Origin of the sequence: Streptomyces sp. NPDC048270 (genome assembly GCF_040652335.1) — a bacterium.
Classification (GTDB): Bacteria; Actinomycetota; Actinomycetes; order Streptomycetales; family Streptomycetaceae; genus Streptomyces.
This window is the reverse complement of record NZ_JBEZLV010000004.1, coordinates 367160-383988: the sequence shown is the minus strand read 5'-3', so window position 1 is coordinate 383988 and position 16829 is coordinate 367160. Positions and strand designations below refer to the sequence as shown.

Genomic DNA, 16829 nt, shown 5'->3' with positions numbered 1-16829 from the left:
ACGCCCGGTTACATTCCGAACCCGGAAGCTAAGCCTTTCAGCGCCGATGGTACTGCAGGGGGGACCCTGTGGGAGAGTAGGACGCCGCCGAACAATCATTGCGGGAAGCCCCGCACCAGCCCTTTCGGGCTCGGTGCGGGGCTTTTCTGCGTTTACGGGCTGTTCGGGGCGCGCCGCCCGGGGTGGCGGGCCGGCCGGTCGGAGACTGGGGGGTCGCACCGATCGGGTTTCGGAGAGCTGCCCATGCTGGCTTTGCTGGTTGTGTTGTCCCTGCTGTTCGCGTGGGCCCTCGCGGCGGACCGGCTGGCCCGGTGGAGCATCACCGCGCCGCTCGCGTTCGCGATCGCCGGGATCGTCCTGACCCGCGGCTACGACCCCGCGGTCCCCCTCGACCTGGAAGCGCACAGCACGCACCGGGGGGTCGAGCTCGTCCTCGCCGTCCTGTTGTTCGTCGACGCGACCGAGGCCGAGCACTACGAGGAACTGGAGCAGCGCTCCGTCGGGGAGGGGAGGCTGCTCTTCCTCGCGCTGCCGGTGTCGGTGGTCCTGGCGACGCTGGCGGGGGCGGTGGTGTTCCCGGGGACGAACTGGTGGCTGCTGGGGGTCACGGCGCTCGTCGTCATGCCCATGGACCTCGCACCGATCTCCATGTTCCTGCGCGACCGGCGGGTGCCGCTGCGGGTGCGGGCCGCGCTGAACATCGAGGGCGGCTTCAGCGACGGACTGATCTCGCCCGTCTTCGTGTTCTGCGTCGCCAACCTGGTGAGCGCCCACTCCAGTTCCTTCGCCGACCTGGTGGTGCACGCGCTGAAGGAGGCCGGGCTCGCGGTGGTCGTGGGGATCGTGCTCGGCTACCTCGCCTCGTATCTGGTGCGGCGGGCGCTCGGCGCCGGCTGGGCGAGCGCCGGGACGCTGCGGCTGGCGAGCCTCGCGCTGCCCTTCATGGCGTACGCCACCTCCGTACTGGTGGGCGGGAACGGCTTCGTCGCCGCCTTCGTCACGGGCCTGTGCTACTCGGCCACCGCCCACGCGGTCGGCGGGAACAACCTGGAACTCGTGCACGACATGGCGCAGCTGATGGCCTTCGCCGTGTGGTTCACCTTCGGCAAGCTCACGGCGGACGAGTTCGGGAGCGGGATCGGGTGGGGCGTGGTGCTGTACGGGCTGCTGGCGCTCACCGTGCTGCGGTTCGTGCCCGTCTACTTCGCCGTGGCCGGCAAGGGCTTCGACCGGCCCGAGCGGTGTGCGCTGGGCTGGCTCGGCTCCCGCGGGGTGACGTCCATCGTGTTCGCGGTCCTCGCCGTCACCCAGCTGCCGCCCGAGGACGGGCGGTTCGTCGTCAACGCGATGTGCGCGACCGTGCTGCTCAGCGTGCTGTTGCACGGGATCTCGGTCGTGCCCGTCGCCCGCTGGTTCGAGCGGCGGACGACGGGGGTCACGAAGTGACTCAGAGGCGGCCGGCGGCCTTGAGGGCCAGATAGGCGTCGGCCAGGGCGGGGGCCAGTGTGTCCGGGGTCGCGTCGACCACGTGCACCCCGTGGCGGGTGAGCTGGTCGGCCGTGCGGCGGCGCTGGGCTTGGGACTGGGTGCCGGCGGCGGCCTCGTAGACCGCTTCCGGGGTGCCGCGGGAGGTGGTCATCTCGGCCACGTGGGGGTCCGCCACCGAGGCCAGCAGGACCGTGTGGCGCTGGGTGAGGCGGGGGAGGAGCGGCAGCAGGCCCTCTTCGACGGGGGCCGCGTCCAGGCTCGTCAGAAGGACCACCAGGGAGCGGCGCGGGGCGTTGCGGAGGATGGTGGAGACCAGGGTGCGGGAGTCGGTCTCGACCAGTTCCGGCTCCAGGGGCGCCATCGCGTTCACGAAGGCGGGCAGGATGTCGGCCGCCGGGCGGCCCTGGACCTGGGCGCGGGGGCGGCGGTCGTGGGCCAGCAGGTCCACGCGGTCGCCGGCGCGGGTGGCCAGGGCGGCGAGGAGCAGGGCCGCGTCCATCGCGGAGTCCAGGCGGGGGGCGTCGCCGACGCGGCCCGCCGAGGTGCGGCCGGTGTCCAGGCAGATCAGGATGTGCCGGTCGCGTTCGGGGCGCCAGGTGCGGACGGCCACCTTGTGCTGTCGGGCCGTGGCCCGCCAGTCGATGGACCGGGTGTCGTCGCCGGGGACGTAGTCGCGGAGGCTGTCGAACTCGGTTCCCTCGCCGCGCGTGAGGACGCTCGTACGGCCGTCCAGTTCCCGCAGGCGCGCCAGGCGCGAGGGGAGGTGCTTGCGGCTGGTGAAGGGCGGCAGGACCCGGACCGTCCACGGCAGGGTGTGCGAGCCCTGGCGGGCCCACAGGCCGAGGGGTCCGTACGAGCGGATCGTGACGCGGTCGGCCTGGCGGTCGCCGCGCCGGGTGGGGAGCAGGCGGGTGGTCAGGCGGCGGCGTTCGCCGGCGGGGACGTCCAGCCGGTGGCGGGAGCCGGCCGTCTCCGTGCCGGGCGCCCAGCTGCTCGGGGGCCAGGCGTCGCGGACCCGGGCCCGGAGCCGGCGGCCGCTCGGGTTGGTGACGGTGAGGTGGACGTCCGCGGGTTCGCCGAGGCGGACCGAGGTATCGCCCGAACGGGTGAGGCGGAGGGTGCGGACGGGCGCGGCCAGGGCCCAGTCGACCGCGCAGGCCAGCGCCAGCGGGCCGTTGACGGCGAGCATCCCCGTCCAGCTCGGTTCGAGGATGCCGACGGGGATGCTGCCGAGGGCCGCCAGGAGGGCGGTGCGTCCGGTGAGGGCCATTAGCGCGGGACGGGGACGTGGGAGAGGATCGCGGTGATGACGGCGTCGGCCGTGACCCCCTCCATCTCGGCCTCCGGGCGCAGTTGGACGCGGTGCCGCAGGGTCGGCAGGGCCAGGGCCTTGACGTCGTCGGGGGTGACGTAGTCGCGGCCGGTGAGCCAGGCCCAGGCGCGGGCGGTGGCCAGCAGGGCGGTCGCGCCGCGCGGGGAGACGCCGAGGGTGAGGGAGGGCGACTCGCGGGTGGCGCGGCAGATGTCGACGACGTAGCCCGCGATCTCGGGGGATACGGAGACCTTGGCGACGGCCTCGCGGGCGGCGTCCAGCTGGGCCGGGCCGGCGACCGGGCGGATGCCCGCGGCGTGCAGGTCGCGGGGGTTGAAGCCGGCGGCGTGCCGGGTCAGGACGCCGATCTCGTCCGTGCGGGACGGCAGCGGCACGGTGAGCTTGAGGAGGAAGCGGTCCAGCTGGGCTTCCGGGAGGGGGTAGGTGCCCTCGTACTCGAGCGGGTTCATGGTGGCGGCGACCAGGAACGGCTCGGGGAGCGGGCGCGGTGTGCCGTCGACGGTGACCTGGCGCTCCTCCATCGCTTCGAGGAGCGAGGACTGGGTCTTGGGCGGGGTCCGGTTGATCTCGTCCGCGAGGAGGAGGTTGGTGAAGACCGGGCCGTTCTGGAAGGAGAACTCGGCGGTGCGGGCGTCGTAGACGAGGGAGCCGGTGACGTCGCTGGGCATCAGGTCCGGGGTGAACTGGACGCGCTTGGTGTCGAGTTCGAGGGCGGCGGCGAGGGCTCGGACCAGGAGGGTCTTGGCGACGCCGGGGACGCCTTCGAGGAGCACGTGGCCGCGGCACAGGAGGGCGACGACGAGGCCGGTGACGGCGGAGTCCTGGCCGACCACGGCCTTGCCGATCTCGGTGCGGAGCGCTTCGAGGGAAGCGCGGGCGCTGTCCGCGGCGGCGGACTCGGTGGCCGGGTACGTCATGACGTACGGACCTCTCTTTCGAGGGCGTCGAGGTGGTCGGCGAGCGCGACGAGTGCCGCGTCGTCGGAGGGTGTGGGACCGAAGAGGGTGGTGTTCACGTCGTGGCCGGCGTCGCCGAGCCGGGTGGACACGGCGGGGACCAGGGTGACGGGGTCGTGCGCCTGTGCGGCCGGTACGCCGACCAGGGCGGCCAGGCGTTCGCGGGTGGCGGCGCGCAGCACGGTGGAGGCGCGGTCGCGGGCTCCGGCCTTGCGGTAGAGGCGGGCGCGGCCCTCCGTGGCCTCCGAGGCGCGGATGACGACGGGCAGCTTCTCGGTGACGAGGGGGCCGAGGCGGCGGGCGCGCCACAGGGCGGCGAGGGCGGCGGCCACGAAGAGTTGGAGCAGGGCCCAGGACCAGCCGGCCGGGATCAGGTCGACGAGGCTCTGCTCCTCGTCGGACTCGGCGGCGGGGTCGCCGTCGGCGAGCGACGGCATGTACCAGACGAGGTCCGGGCGGGAGCCGAGGAGGTGGAGGGCGAGGGAGGCGTTGCCCTCGTCGGCGAGGCTCTCGTTGAGGAGGACCGTGCCGGAGCCGAGGAGGACGGTGTCGCCGCCGGTGCCGGCCGGGAGGACCAGCAGGGTGGGGTGGCCGTCGCTGGGGTAGCAGCCGGTGGTCCGCGGCAGGTCGGTGGTGTAGCGGCGGTCGTCGCCGGTCGTGGCGCGGCCGGCGGAGGTGGCGGCGGGCAGGTCGCAGGCCGGGGCGAGGGTGTCGGCGGCGGTGGCGCTCCGGGTGCGGACGCCCGGGGCCAGCTCGGTGAGGCTGTGGCTGCCGGGGGCGAGCAGGACGGTACGACCGCCGGAGAGGTCCATGGCGGAGCGGATCAGGCCGCGCTGGGTGGTGCCGAGGCGGTCGGGGTCGGTGACCAGGAGGGTGGTGCCGGGTCCGGCGGCGTCGGCGGCCTCGCGGGCGGTGGTGACCACGCGGGTGCGGACACCGCGGTCCTCGAGGAGCTCGGCGACGGCCTTGCTGCCGTAGGGGTCGGCGGAGCGGGGGTCGAGGATGCCGTGGCGGGTGCCGGAGCCCAGGGCGGCCATGGCGATGCCGCCTGCGGCGAGCACGGCCACGAAGGCCAGGACGCGGCGGGCGCGACGGGCCAGGCGGGCCCGGTCGGGGGCGGGGCCGGTGCCCTCGCCGGGCGGGGTGGCGGGGGTTCCGGTGGGGCCGGGGCCCTTGCCGGGCGGGGTGGCCGGGGCTGGGGTTCCGGTGGGGCCGGGGCCCTTGCCGGGCGGGGTGGCCGGGGCTGGGGTTCCGGTGGGGCCGGGCGCGCGCCGGGGCGTCTCCTCGGGCGCCGAACGTGGCGAGGGGTCGGAGAGTGAAGCGGCAGTGCGTTCGGCGCCCTGCGGGGAGCGCCCCGGCACACGCCCGGCCCCACCGGAACCCGGGCGGTCCGGGCCGGGGCCCTCGGGGCCCGGGCGGGTCGGGGGCTCGTCGGGCAGGGCGGCGGCGGTGGGTGCGGCGGGTTGCGGGGAGTGTGCCGGTGCGTGGCCGGGCTCGTCGGGAGTCTGGTGGTCCGGGCCGGGGCCGGTGGGGTTGTGGGGGGTGGAGGCCGGTCCCTCGGGGGTGGTCATGCGGTGGGTCCCGTCAGGAGCGGCTTGGCGCGGTCCAGGGTGAGGTCGAGGGTGCGCAGGCGGGCGTACGTGTCGGCGTCGGCGGAGCGGCCGCCGTAGGTGACGTCGTCGAAGGTACGGGCGGCCGCGCGGAGGTCCGCGGCGTGGTCGGGGAGGCAGACGGCGGCTTCGGCGGCCGCCTCGTCGGCCGTGCGGCCGGGGCGCGGGTCGAGCAGGGTGCGCTCCTCGAGGGAGCGGACGACGGCGCGCATGCGTTCCTGGACGGCTTCGGTCCAGCGGTGGGCGGCGGCGTGGGCCTCGGCAGCCGTGCGGTGGTCGGCGGCGCTGCGGATGCCGTCGTCGAAGAGGACGCCCGCGCCGGCGGGGATCCGGCCGGGGGCGCCGAGCCGCCACCACAGGGCGGTGGCGGCCAGGACGACCAGGAGGACGATCACGACGAGGCCGAGCGTGCCTCCGGGGGCCGCCCCGGAGGCCGCTTCGAACAGGTCGTCGATCCAGTCGAGGAACTTGCGCAGGGCCCGGTCCAGCAGCCCCGGGTCGTTCTCGTGGTACATCGGCTTGGACAGTTCGTGCTCGGCCGCCTCCCGGGCGGGTTCGCGCGGTGTCGTGACCGGTGGTGTCTCGGCGCCCGGCAGGAGCGCCGTGGCGCGCGTGATGAGGCCCCCCGTGCTCATCATGGGTGGTCAGCCTCCGGTCGTGCCGTAGTTCTCGATGCCGGCCGCCCGGGCGAGCTCCAGGTCGAGCCCCTCGCGGCGGATGCGCTGGTCCACGTAGAGGAGCACGGTGACGCCGGCCAGGATCGGCATCACGATGGTCTGGGCGATGATCGAGCCGATGCCGGAGAGGACGAGCGCTCCCCAGGCGCTGGAGGCGGTGCCGTCCTCCATTGCGCTCAGGCCGCCGCCGAAGGCGGCCAGGCCGACGATCGTGAGCGGCCAGACGATGATCGCCGAGACGATGCCGGTGATGATGTTGGTGAGCACGGTGATGCCGAAGATGCGCCACCAGGTGCCCTGGACCAGCTTCGAGGAGCGGCCGAGGGCCTTGAAGACGGTGCTCTTCTCCAGCATCAGCGCGGGCGAGGCCAGGCTGAACTTGATCCACAGCCAGGTGAACAGCGGGAGCATGACGAGCACGCCCACGACGGCCAGCCCCGGGCTCTCGGCCAGGATGCCGGGCAGGACCAGCACGGCGCCGAGCAGGATCGCGCCGATGCCCAGCAGGAACGTCAGGCCGAAGAGGCGCAGCAGCTGGGGGCGGGACTCGCGCCAGGCGGCGGAGACCGTGGAGGTGGTGCCGAGCACGGCCCGGCTGTAGATCATCGTGAGCATCGCCGTGGCCACGATGCCGCCGAGGGCCGCGATGAAGCCGACGACGACGAGGGCGCCCATGGCGACGATGAGGTCGTTGACGGTCTGGTCGATGTCGGCCCCGGCGTCGGTCGAGACGGCGAAGTCGGACATCGCGTACTTCTGCGTGAGCAGGCTGAGCACCTGCACCACGGTGGCCACGACCAGGGTGATCGGCAGGACCGAGCGCCAGTGCGAGCGCATGGTGGCGACGGCGCCGTCCAGGATCTCGCCGAGGCCGAGGGGGCGCAGGGGGATCACGCCGGGCTTGGCGGCCGGGGGCTGGCCCCACTGGCCGGGTCCGCCCGGGTAGCCGCCGTACTGGGCGTTCTGCCCGTACTGGCCGCCGTACGGCCCCCAGCCCTGCCCCTGCTGGGGCTGCTGGGGCTGCTGCGGGGGCCCCTGCGGGGGCGGGGTCTGGCCGGGGGAGGGGCTGGTCCACTGTCCCGGCGGCGGCTGCTCGGACGACCACTTGGGGTCACCGGAAGCCGGACGGTCGGCGGGCGCCCCGGGCCGCTCGCCATCGGACGGAGAGGGTCCGGGCGTAGCCCAGCCCGGCGAGTCGTTCATCGTCGCTCCTTCACGTGCACCTGCTGCGGCGGGGGCGCTGGTCGCTGCCATCGTGCCACGTGGGGTACACGAACGGACCAGCGATCCCCCCGGATCATCGGCAGCCCGTACCTTCAATTGTCACCCGGATCCGGGGCAGACTGGTCGACCTGATCTCCACGCAGGTCCGAGGGGCGATTTCCAGCCCTTTTGGCTGTGGGACAGCTCACCGCCTGGTAACGATTAGCTAATGGGATGATGTCAACCATGAAGGGACGCGTCCTTGTCGTCGACGACGACACCGCGCTGGCCGAGATGCTCGGCATTGTGCTGCGTGGAGAAGGTTTTGAGCCGTCGTTCGTAGCAGACGGTGACAAGGCACTTGCTGCCTTCCGGGAGGCGAAGCCGGACCTGGTGCTGCTCGACCTCATGCTGCCCGGACGGGACGGCATAGAGGTCTGCAGGCTGATCCGGGCCGAGTCCGGCGTGCCGATCGTGATGCTCACCGCCAAGAGCGACACGGTCGACGTCGTGGTGGGCCTGGAGTCCGGTGCCGACGACTACATCGTGAAGCCGTTCAAGCCGAAGGAGCTGGTGGCCCGCATCCGGGCCCGCCTGCGCCGGTCGGAGGAGCCCGCTCCCGAGCAGCTGGCCATCGGTGACCTCGTCATCGACGTGGCCGGGCACTCGGTCAAGCGGGACGGCGCTTCCATCGCCCTGACCCCGCTGGAGTTCGACCTGCTGGTCGCCCTGGCGCGCAAGCCCTGGCAGGTCTTCACCCGCGAGGTGCTGCTGGAGCAGGTCTGGGGCTACCGGCACGCCGCGGACACCCGCCTGGTGAACGTGCACGTGCAGCGCCTGCGCTCCAAGGTCGAGAAGGACCCGGAGCGCCCCGAGATCGTCGTGACGGTGCGCGGTGTCGGCTACAAGGCCGGACCCAGCTGAGGTGCAGTCCGGCAGGGACCGGGGCGGCTCACGCTGGGGAAGCCTGCGGGCCGGCCGGCTGCTCCAGGAGGGGGCGCCCGGCGCCTCCGTGCTGCGGCTGTGCGTACGCCTCGTACGCCGGCCGGTGCTTCCGGCTGTCCGGCTGTGGCGGCGCAACATGCAGCTGCGGGTGGTCGCCGCCACCCTGCTGATGTCGCTCGCCGTGGTCCTCGCGCTCGGCTTCGTCGTGATCGCGCAGGTCAGCAAGGGCCTCCTGGACGCCAAGGAGGAGGCCGCGCAGAGCCAGGCCGCGGGCGGGTTCGCGGTCGCACAGGAGAAGGCCAACACCCCCGCGACCGTGGACGGGCCCGACGCCGCGGACAACAAGGTCGGACTGGACGCCAGTACCTGGATGAACTCGCTGGTCAAACAGCTGGCCAGTGGCGGCCAGACCGCCTTCGAGGTGGTCGCGCTCGGCGCCGGCACCGGTGAGCAGGTGCTGCCCGGCACCCAGGGGGTCAAGGGCGCCCGCGCCTCGGGCAACGTGGACCCGACCGCGAGCGTGCCCGTCAAGCTGCGCCGGGCCGTCAACCACTCCGCCGGCACGTTCAAGACCTTCTCCGAGATCCGGTACACCGCCGGGGCCGGGGAGAAGGCGCCCGAGCCCGCGCTGGTCGTGGGCAAGCGGCTCACCGACATCAACGGGGATCCGTACGACCTGTACTACCTCTTCCCGCTCAGCCAGGAGGAGGAGTCCCTCAACCTGGTCAAGAGCACCATCGCCACCGCCGGGCTGTTCGTCGTGGTGCTGCTCAGCGCCATCGCCTGGCTCGTGGTGCGGCAGATCGTCACGCCCGTCCGGATGGCCGCCGGGATCGCCGAGCGGCTGTCGGCCGGGCGGCTGCAGGAGCGGATGAAGGTCACCGGCGAGGACGACATCGCCCGGCTGGGCGAGGCCTTCAACAAGATGGCCCAGAACCTCCAGAACAAGATCCAGCAGCTGGAGGACCTGTCGCGGATGCAGCGCCGGTTCGTCTCGGACGTCTCGCACGAGCTGCGCACACCGCTGACGACGGTCCGGATGGCCGCGGACGTCATCCACGACGCGCGGGTCGACTTCGACCCGATCACGGCACGCTCCGCGGAGCTGCTCGCCGGGCAGCTCGACCGGTTCGAGTCGCTGCTCTCCGACCTGCTGGAGATCAGCCGGTTCGACGCGGGCGCGGCCGCCCTGGAGGCGGAGCCCATCGACCTGCGGGACGTCGTACGCCGCGTCATCGACGGGGCCGAGCCGCTCGCGGAGCACAAGGGCAGCCGGATCCGGGTGCTCGGCGACACCCAGCCCGTCATCGCCGAGGCCGACGCCCGGCGGGTGGAGCGGGTGCTGCGCAATCTGGTCGTCAACGCCGTGGAGCACGGCGAGGGGCGCGATGTGGTGGTCCGGCTGGCGTCCGCGGGCGGGGCCGTCGCGGTCGCCGTACGGGACTACGGCGTCGGGCTCAAGCCCGGCGAGGCCACCCGCGTCTTCAACCGCTTCTGGCGGGCCGACCCGGCGCGGGCGCGCACGACGGGCGGTACGGGCCTGGGCCTGTCCATCGCCGTCGAGGACGCCCGGCTGCACGGCGGCTGGCTGCAGGCCTGGGGCGAGCCGGGCGGCGGCTCGCAGTTCCGCCTCACCCTGCCGCGCACCGCCGACGAGCCGCTGCGGGGCTCGCCCATCCCGCTGGAACCCGAGGACTCCCGGGCCAACCGTGCCAGGGCGGCAGCCGAAGCCGCGGGCAGCGCGGTGGAGCGGCAGCAGCCCGCGGACGCGGGGGACCGGTCGCCGATACCGCCGCGGCCGGCGGTGGCCTCGGTGCAGTCCGTACCCGCCGACCCGACGGCCCTGCCGGGCAGCGGTGCCCGGGTCGTGGCCCGGCCGGCCGAGCAGGCACCACAGGAGGAACGAACCGATGCCGATGCCGATGCCGACGGACGCTGACGCAGTGCCGGGGAGGGCGCGCGCCGGGGCCCGCGGCAGGCGGCTGCGCACCCTGCGCGCGTACGCGCTCGGGGTGGCCGGGCTGCTGCTGGCCGGGTGCGCCTCGATGCCCGACCACGGCGAGATCCGCCGGGTGCAGGCCTCGCAGGGCGTCGACTCGCAGGTCCGGGTCTTCGGCGTACCGCCCGCGGACAAGGCCAGCGCGGGCGAGATCGTCGACGGTTTCCTGGAGGCGATGACCAGCGACGATCCGCAGCTGGAGACCGCCCGCAAGTACCTGACCGAGGACGCCGCGAAGCGCTGGCGGCCGGGCACCGCCGTCACCGTGCTCTCGGCCGGCCTCGACCGGTTCCCGGTCCGCACCGAGAAGGACCCCGACGGGCCCCGCTGGAAGGTGGCCGGCAAGAAGCTCGCGACCGTGGACGAGCGCAGCGCCTACCAGCCGGAGAACGGGGACTACACGGAGTTCCTCCAGCTGGTCCAGGAGGACAAGCAGTGGCGGATCTCCAGTCCGCCGAGCAGCCTCGTGCTGAGCGAGTCGGACTTCCAGCGCATCTACATGCCGGTCAACAAGTACTACTTCGCGGGCGGCACGCTGGTCGCCGATCCCGTGTACGTGCGCCAGCGCAGCGACCCGGACTCGCGGATGGACCCCACCACGCAGACCGTCCAGTCGCTGCTGGCCGGGCCGTCCAGGTGGCTCGCGCCGGTCGTCGAGTCCAGCTTCCCCACCGGGACGGAACTGCGGCAGGGCACCAAGTCCCTGTCGTACGACGGCCAGAACACGCTGCGCGTGCCGCTGAACGACAAGGCCGACAACGTCGCGTCGCCGCAGTGCCAGAAGATGGCGACCCAACTCCTCTACACCGTCAAGGAACTGACGGCCTCCCGGCTGGACCGGGTCGAACTGCTGCGCTCCGACGGGAAGTCGTCCTCGCTGTGCTCGGTGACCGAGGTGACGGCGGCCGTGATCGCCAACCGGCCCCGGACGCCCGAGTACCAGTACTACATCGACAACCAGGACCGGCTGGTCCGGATGAAGCTCGACGTGACCAGCGAGGACCAGCAGCCGCGGTCCGAGCCGGTGCCGGGGCCGCTCTCCGTGCCCGGGGGGGCCAAGGTCGGCTCCGCGGCCGTGTCGTACGACGAGCGGCGCGCGGCGGTGGTCTCGCAGGACGGGCACGGCCTCTACGTCGTGCCGCTGTCCGGCTCCGGGGCCATGCCGCAGCCGGTGCTGCCCGCGAAGGGCGGCAGGCCGGTCACGCTGGCCGCGCCCAGCTGGGACGCGGCGGGCGACCTGTGGGTGGTCGACCAGGATCCGCAGCACCCGGGGCTGTGGCGGGTGCCCGACGGCACCGGAACCCCCGAGAAGGTGCAGGTGGCCGGGCTCGACGGGCGGATCACCTCGCTGAAGGCCTCCTCCGACGGGGCGCGCATCGCGCTGCTCGTGGAGAAGGACGGCCGCAAGAACCTGTGGGTGGGCCGGATCGAACGGCCCGACGCCAAGGGGGATGCCTCGGCGGTGTCGGTGCGCGAGCTGCGTCCGGCGGCTCCGCAGATGGCGGACGTGACCGCGATGAGCTGGGCGCCGCGGGGCAGGCTGCTGGTGGTGGGCCGGGAGAGCGGCGGGGTCGTGCAGGCCCGCTACATGCTGGCGGACGGTTCGGTGGTCGCGGCGAGCCTGCCCGGGGCGACCGGGCTGATCGCGGTCGCGGTGGCCGCGTCGGAGGACGAGTCGAAGCCGAAGCCGGTCGTGGGGTACTCGGCGGACGACGGCATCGTCTGGCTGCCGCCGGGTGCGCAGTGGCGGACGGTGGCCGAGGGCGGCAGGGGCCCGGTGTACCCGGGCTGACCTGCTCGTCCGTGCGTCGTCCACAGGGGTGGCGGGTCCTGGTGGGGCCCGGCACTGTGGAGGCATGCGGGGGTGGTGGCGGGAGCTGGCCGGTCTGGTCCTGCCGGTGGACTGCGCGGGCTGCGGGGCCGCGCGGGTGCTGCTGTGCGCCGGCTGCCGGGAGGCGCTGGGCGGGGCCGGGGCGGTGCGGGCGGGGCTGTTTCCGCGGCCCGCGGGGCTGCCGGCGGTGTTCGCTGCCGCCCGGTACGAGGGGCCCGTACGCGCCGTCCTGCTGGCGCACAAGGAGCGCGGGGCGCTGCCGTTGGCCGGGGCGCTCGGTGGCGCGCTGGCGGTGTCGGTGCTGGCGGCCCTGGCGGGGACGGGCGGCGGCGGGGCGGGAGAGCACGGCGGCGGGGCGGGAGGGGACGGGCGGGAGGTGGCGCTCGTGCCGGTCCCGTCGGCGCGCCGGCAGGTCAGGGCGCGCGGGCACGATCCGGCGCGCAGGATCGCGCTGGCCGCGGCGTGGCGGCTGCGGCGGGCCGGTGTGCCCGCGCGCGTGGCGCCCGTACTGCGGCTGCGGCGGGCGGTGGCGGACCAGGCGGGCCTGGGCGCCCGGCAGCGCCGGGAGAACCTCGCGGGGGCGCTGGAGGCGTGCCCGGGCGGGGCGCGGCTGACGGCCGGTGCCGTGCTCGTACTGGTGGACGATCTGGTCACCACGGGGGCCACGCTGGCCGAGGCCGCGCGGGCGGTGCGGGCGGCCGGCCTGGGCGGGGGAGCCGCCCCGCGGGCGGCGGTGGTGGCCGCGACCCGGACAGAGCAAAAAACCGGTGAATAGATTTGGAACTGCCGGGGAAGGTCCATCGTTGCAGGTAGTAAGAGTGGACGGCCACCGGAACGGAAGTACGTTCCGGTAGCGGGTGCCGACAACGGTCATACAGGGATATGTTCGGTTGTGAGGACTGGCGAGCCTTTGGCCCCACGCATCGCTGTCGCTCGACTCCGAAGTCGGTGGGGTGTAGATCTTGCCGATGGGGGAGGAGGAGGTGAAAGTCGCCAAGTCCGAGGCTCCGGCCTTCGCCGGAGTCTGGTGCGAAAGGGAGACGCTTCGCCCCGTCGGGCGGAGCTATCCGGGAACGGAGTTCTGCGTGGACATCGTCGTCAAGGGCCGCAAGACCGAGGTGCCCGACCGGTTCCGCAAGCACGTGGCCGAGAAGCTGAATCCGGAGCGGATCCAGAAGCTCGACGCCAAGGTGATCAGCTTGGACGTCGAGGTGTCGAAGGAGCACAACCCGCGCCAGGCCGACCGTTCCGACCGTGTGGAGATCACTCTGCGTTCGCGGGGACCGGTGATCCGGGCCGAGGCCGCCGCAGCCGACCCGTACGCGGCGCTGGACCTGGCTCAGGACAAGCTGGAGGCCCGGCTGCGCAAGCAGCACGACAAGCGCTACACCCGCAGGGGCGCGGGCCGGATCTCGGCGGCCGAGGTCGCCGACGTCGTGCCGGACGCCGCGCAGCTGAACGCGAATGGCGAGCCGTTCTCCGAGGAGAAGGCGAACGGGGTCCCGATCACCCGGATCGGATCCCTCGAAGTGCAGGGCGAAGGCCCGCTCATCGTCCGCGAGAAGACCCACTCGGCTTCACCCATGTCGCTGGACCAGGCTCTGTACGAGATGGAGCTGGTCGGCCACGACTTCTATCTGTTCGTCGACTCCGAGACCAAGCTGCCCAGCGTCGTCTACCGACGCCATGCGTACGACTACGGCGTGATCCACGTGAACCCCGACGGCGCTTCCAGCTCGGAGCAGCCGCGCGGTGGTGCCGGGGGCGCGCTCGGCGGCTGAGCACCTCGCTGCTGCCCCCGCGGGACGCTCCGGCGTCCCGCGGGGGCCTTTGTGTGGCGCGTATGCGCCGGACGGCCGGTGGCAGCCCCCCGCGCCGTGCCGCGGGCATGGAATCATGGCGGGCAGTCAACCGGCGGCGCGGCCGGTCCGGTTGGCCCAGCAGCTCGGCACATGCAGGGGGAGGAACGATGGCGGACAGCTTCGGGCCGGTGCGCGGTGACGACGGTGCGGGCTGCCGTGAGGCGGACCCGGCGGCCGGGTCCGCCGGGTCGCCCGCGGGGGAGCCCATCCGGGTCCTCGTGGTCGACGACCACGCGCTGTTCCGGCGCGGGCTGGAGATCGTCCTCGCGCAGGAGGAGGACATCCAGGTCGTCGGCGAGGCGGGGGACGGGGCGGAGGCCGTGGACAAGGCGGCCGACCTGCTGCCGGACATCGTGCTGATGGACGTGCGGATGCCCCGTCGCGGCGGGATCGAGGCGTGCACCTCCATCAAGGAGGTCGCCCCCTCCGCGAAGATCATCATGCTGACGATCAGCGACGAGGAGGCGGACCTCTACGACGCGATCAAGGCGGGCGCGACCGGGTACCTGCTGAAGGAGATCTCCACGGACGAGGTGGCCACGGCGATCCGGGCGGTGGCGGACGGCCAGTCGCAGATCAGCCCGTCGATGGCGTCGAAGCTGCTCACCGAGTTCAAGTCGATGATCCAGCGGACCGACGAGCGGCGGCTGGTGCCGGCGCCGAGGCTGACGGACCGGGAGCTGGAGGTCCTGAAGCTGGTGGCCACCGGCATGAACAACCGTGACATCGCCAAGGAGTTGTTCATCTCGGAGAACACCGTGAAGAACCACGTCCGCAACATCCTGGAGAAGCTGCAGCTGCACTCCCGGATGGAGGCCGTGGTCTACGCGATGCGCGAGAAGATCCTGGAGATCCGCTAGCCGCGCCGGGACGGGCGCCGCGCCGGTACGGACCGGCCGCCAAGGGCACCCGCCGCTACGGGCGCCGTGCCGTGAGCTCCGCCCGGACGGCCTCGGCCTCCTGCGGGCTCTGGGCGCGTTCGACGCGCACCTCCTCGCACCCCACCCACCGGGCGGCCTCCCACAGGGCCTCGGCCATGGCCGGGGCGGCCCCGGGCGTCTGGAGGGAGAGCTGGCGGGCCACCAGGGTGCGGCCCTCGCGGGCCGGGTCGACGCGGCCCTGGAGGCGGCCGCCCGCCAGCAGCGGCATCGCGAAGTACCCGTGTATCCGCTTCGGCTTGGGGACGTAGGCCTCCAGGCGGTGCGTGAAGCCGAAGATCCGCTCCGTGCGGGGCCGGTCCCAGACCAGGGAGTCGAACGGCGAGAGCAGCGTCGTGCGGTGGCGGCCGCGGGGGGCCGTCGCGAGCGCCGCCGGGTCCGCCCAGGCCTGCTTGGCCCAGCCCTCCACCGCGACCGGGACCAGCCCGGAGTCCGCGATCACGGCGTCGACCTGCTCGCCCTTGAGGCGGTGGTAGTCCGCGAGGTCGGCGCGGGTGCCCACGCCCAGCGACCGGCCGGCCAGGGTGACCAGGCGGCGCAGGCACTCGCGGTCGTCCAGGTCGTCGTGGAGCAGCGCCCCGGGCACGGCCCGCTCGGGCAGGTCGTAGACCCGCTTCCAGCCGCGGCGCTCGCTGCACACCACCTCCCCGGTGTCGAGCAGCCACTCCACCGCGATCTTGGTATCGGACCACTCGAACCACTCGCCGCCGTTCTTGGCGCCGCCCAGCTCGGTGGAGGTCAGCGGGCCGTCGGCGCGCAGCCGGTCCAGGACCGCCCGCGTCGAGCGGTCCTTGTCCCGCAGCACGTGCCAGCGGTGGCCGCGCGCCCGGCGGGCCCGGCGGCGGAAGGCGAAATGCGGCCATTCCTCGATGGGCAGGATGCAGGCCGCGTGCGACCAGTACTCAAAGGCGTGCCGGTCCGACCAGTACGCCTGCTCCACGGTGTCGCGGCCCACCGCGCCGAGGCGGGCGTACGGGATCAGCTCGTGCGAGCGGGCCAGCACCGAGATCGTGTCCAGCTGCACGGCGCCCAGGTGGCGCAGCACGCCGCGGACCCCGCCGCGGCGGTCGGGCGCGCCGAGGAAGCCCTGCGCGCGCAGGGCGATCCGGCGTGCCTCGCCGGCGGACAGGGACAGGGTCGGCTGCGGCAGGCTCGTCATGATCCGCAGCCTAGGACGCACCACTGACATCGCCGGGCAGGTACGGCAGCGCGGGGTTCAGGCCCAGGTCGGAGGGGAGCAGGGAGCCGATCCAGCAGTCGCGCGCGGTCCCGTTGCGCAGGACGCCCGCCCGCAGGACGCCCTCGAAGCGGAAGCCGACCTTCTCCGCGACGGCCCGGGAGCCGGTGTTGCCGGCCTCGGCGCGCCACTCCAGGCGTACGGCGCCGACCTCGGTGAAGGCCCAGCGGGCCGCGGCCGCCACGGCCTCGGTCACGTAGCCCTGCCCGCGGTGCTCCTTGACCGCCCAGTAGCCGATCTCATGGGAGTCGGTCCCGTGCACGTGGACGCCGACGGCGGCGACCAGCGGGCCGCCGCCCGCCAGGCGCACGGCGAAGGCGTACGCGGTGTCCTCGCGCCAGCCGTCCGGCACGACCTCGTTCACGAAGCCGTGGGCGTGCTCCCGCGCGTAGGGGGAGGGGACCAGCGTCCAGCGCTGGATGTCGGGGTCCTGGCAGGCCGCGTACACCTCGTCCTCGTCAGAGGGGGCGAAAGGCCGCAATTCCAGCCGGTCCGTCTTCAGCGTCGTGTGATCCATGGACGGATTCTGGTGCCCGGACGGGTGTCGGGCGAACTCTTTTTCATAACCGCGGGCGGGAACAGCGGCACCTTCCGCGCCCCCCGTACGTTCTCAATCCGGGCGCCCACGCCCTCGCGGCTACGGCGGACCTCCCGACGCGACCACGTCCTCGCTTACGATGGCCGTTGCGGTGGGGTCCACCTGCCGTGCCCGTGTACGAACAGTGCCCAGGCCCGACCGGCAAGGAGACA

The 16829-nt window shown here is 73.7% G+C and carries 14 protein-coding genes and 1 rRNA gene; 8 read left to right on the top strand and 7 right to left on the bottom strand.

The genetic code is table 11. The features are described 5' to 3' along the window. Both rrf and AB0D66_RS06745 read left to right on the top strand, forming a co-directional pair. Positions 1-93, top strand: a 5S ribosomal RNA gene (rrf, locus tag AB0D66_RS06750); the annotation flags it as partial. A 168-nt stretch (positions 94-261) separates the two neighbouring features. After that, positions 262-1446: a cation:proton antiporter gene (locus AB0D66_RS06745; RefSeq protein ID WP_362297676.1), complete on the top strand. Its 1185-nt coding sequence runs from the start codon at positions 262-264 to the stop codon at positions 1444-1446. A gap of 1 nt (position 1447) precedes the next feature. On the opposite strand, the gene AB0D66_RS06740 is transcribed toward AB0D66_RS06745, so the two are convergent. From AB0D66_RS06740 to AB0D66_RS06720, 5 genes are read right to left on the bottom strand one after another with little or no spacing between them, the layout of a single operon-like run. Then, entirely contained in the window at positions 1448-2758 is a 1311-nt protein-coding gene (locus AB0D66_RS06740) for a DUF58 domain-containing protein (protein WP_362297618.1), read from the bottom strand. Beyond that, positions 2758-3738, bottom strand: a complete 981-nt coding sequence (locus AB0D66_RS06735; RefSeq protein ID WP_362297615.1) for a MoxR family ATPase — start codon at positions 3736-3738, stop codon at positions 2758-2760. The genes AB0D66_RS06740 and AB0D66_RS06735 overlap by 1 nt, the downstream gene beginning before the upstream one ends. Further along, positions 3735-5348, bottom strand: a complete 1614-nt coding sequence (locus AB0D66_RS06730; RefSeq protein WP_362297612.1) for a DUF4350 domain-containing protein — start codon at positions 5346-5348, stop codon at positions 3735-3737. Before AB0D66_RS06730 ends, AB0D66_RS06735 begins: the two co-directional genes overlap by 4 nt. After that, positions 5345-6022, bottom strand: a complete 678-nt coding sequence (locus tag AB0D66_RS06725) for a DUF4129 domain-containing protein (protein ID WP_362297673.1) — start codon at positions 6020-6022, stop codon at positions 5345-5347. The genes AB0D66_RS06730 and AB0D66_RS06725 overlap by 4 nt, the downstream gene beginning before the upstream one ends. 9 nt (positions 6023-6031) lie before the next feature. Beyond that, positions 6032-7267 (bottom strand): hypothetical protein, encoded by a 1236-nt coding sequence (locus AB0D66_RS06720; protein WP_362297610.1) that lies wholly within the window; start codon positions 7265-7267, stop codon positions 6032-6034. Positions 7268-7501: 234 nt separating this feature from the next. Between AB0D66_RS06720 and mtrA the strand changes: the two genes are divergently transcribed. The 6 genes from mtrA (at position 7502) to AB0D66_RS06690 (ending at position 14764) form a co-directional block, all read left to right on the top strand. After that, positions 7502-8191 (top strand): two-component system response regulator MtrA, encoded by a 690-nt coding sequence (mtrA, locus tag AB0D66_RS06715; RefSeq protein WP_189747360.1) that lies wholly within the window; start codon positions 7502-7504, stop codon positions 8189-8191. Between the two features lies 1 nt (position 8192). Next, positions 8193-10151, top strand: coding sequence for an MtrAB system histidine kinase MtrB (gene mtrB, locus AB0D66_RS06710; protein WP_362297607.1), 1959 nt, complete (start codon positions 8193-8195; stop codon positions 10149-10151). After that, positions 10135-12003: an LpqB family beta-propeller domain-containing protein gene (locus AB0D66_RS06705; RefSeq protein WP_362297604.1), complete on the top strand. Its 1869-nt coding sequence runs from the start codon at positions 10135-10137 to the stop codon at positions 12001-12003. Before mtrB ends, AB0D66_RS06705 begins: the two co-directional genes overlap by 17 nt. Before the next feature lie 64 nt (positions 12004-12067). Beyond that, positions 12068-12817, top strand: a complete 750-nt coding sequence (locus AB0D66_RS06700; RefSeq protein WP_362297601.1) for a ComF family protein — start codon at positions 12068-12070, stop codon at positions 12815-12817. 310 nt (positions 12818-13127) lie between these two features. After that, a complete protein-coding gene (gene raiA, locus AB0D66_RS06695; RefSeq protein ID WP_362297670.1) occupies positions 13128-13823 on the top strand; it encodes a ribosome-associated translation inhibitor RaiA in 696 nt (231 codons plus the stop codon). A 188-nt stretch (positions 13824-14011) separates the two neighbouring features. Further along, positions 14012-14764, top strand: a complete 753-nt coding sequence (locus tag AB0D66_RS06690; RefSeq protein WP_362297598.1) for a response regulator transcription factor — start codon at positions 14012-14014, stop codon at positions 14762-14764. A 55-nt stretch (positions 14765-14819) separates the two neighbouring features. Here the strand turns inward: AB0D66_RS06690 and AB0D66_RS06685 are convergent, their stop codons facing one another. Continuing rightward, on the bottom strand, positions 14820-16001 hold the full coding sequence (locus AB0D66_RS06685; protein WP_362297595.1) for a crosslink repair DNA glycosylase YcaQ family protein: 1182 nt from the start codon (positions 15999-16001) through the stop codon (positions 14820-14822). 10 nt (positions 16002-16011) lie between these two features. Continuing rightward, positions 16012-16596 (bottom strand): GNAT family N-acetyltransferase, encoded by a 585-nt coding sequence (locus AB0D66_RS06680; RefSeq protein WP_362297592.1) that lies wholly within the window; start codon positions 16594-16596, stop codon positions 16012-16014. Positions 16597-16829: the final 233 nt, after the last annotated feature.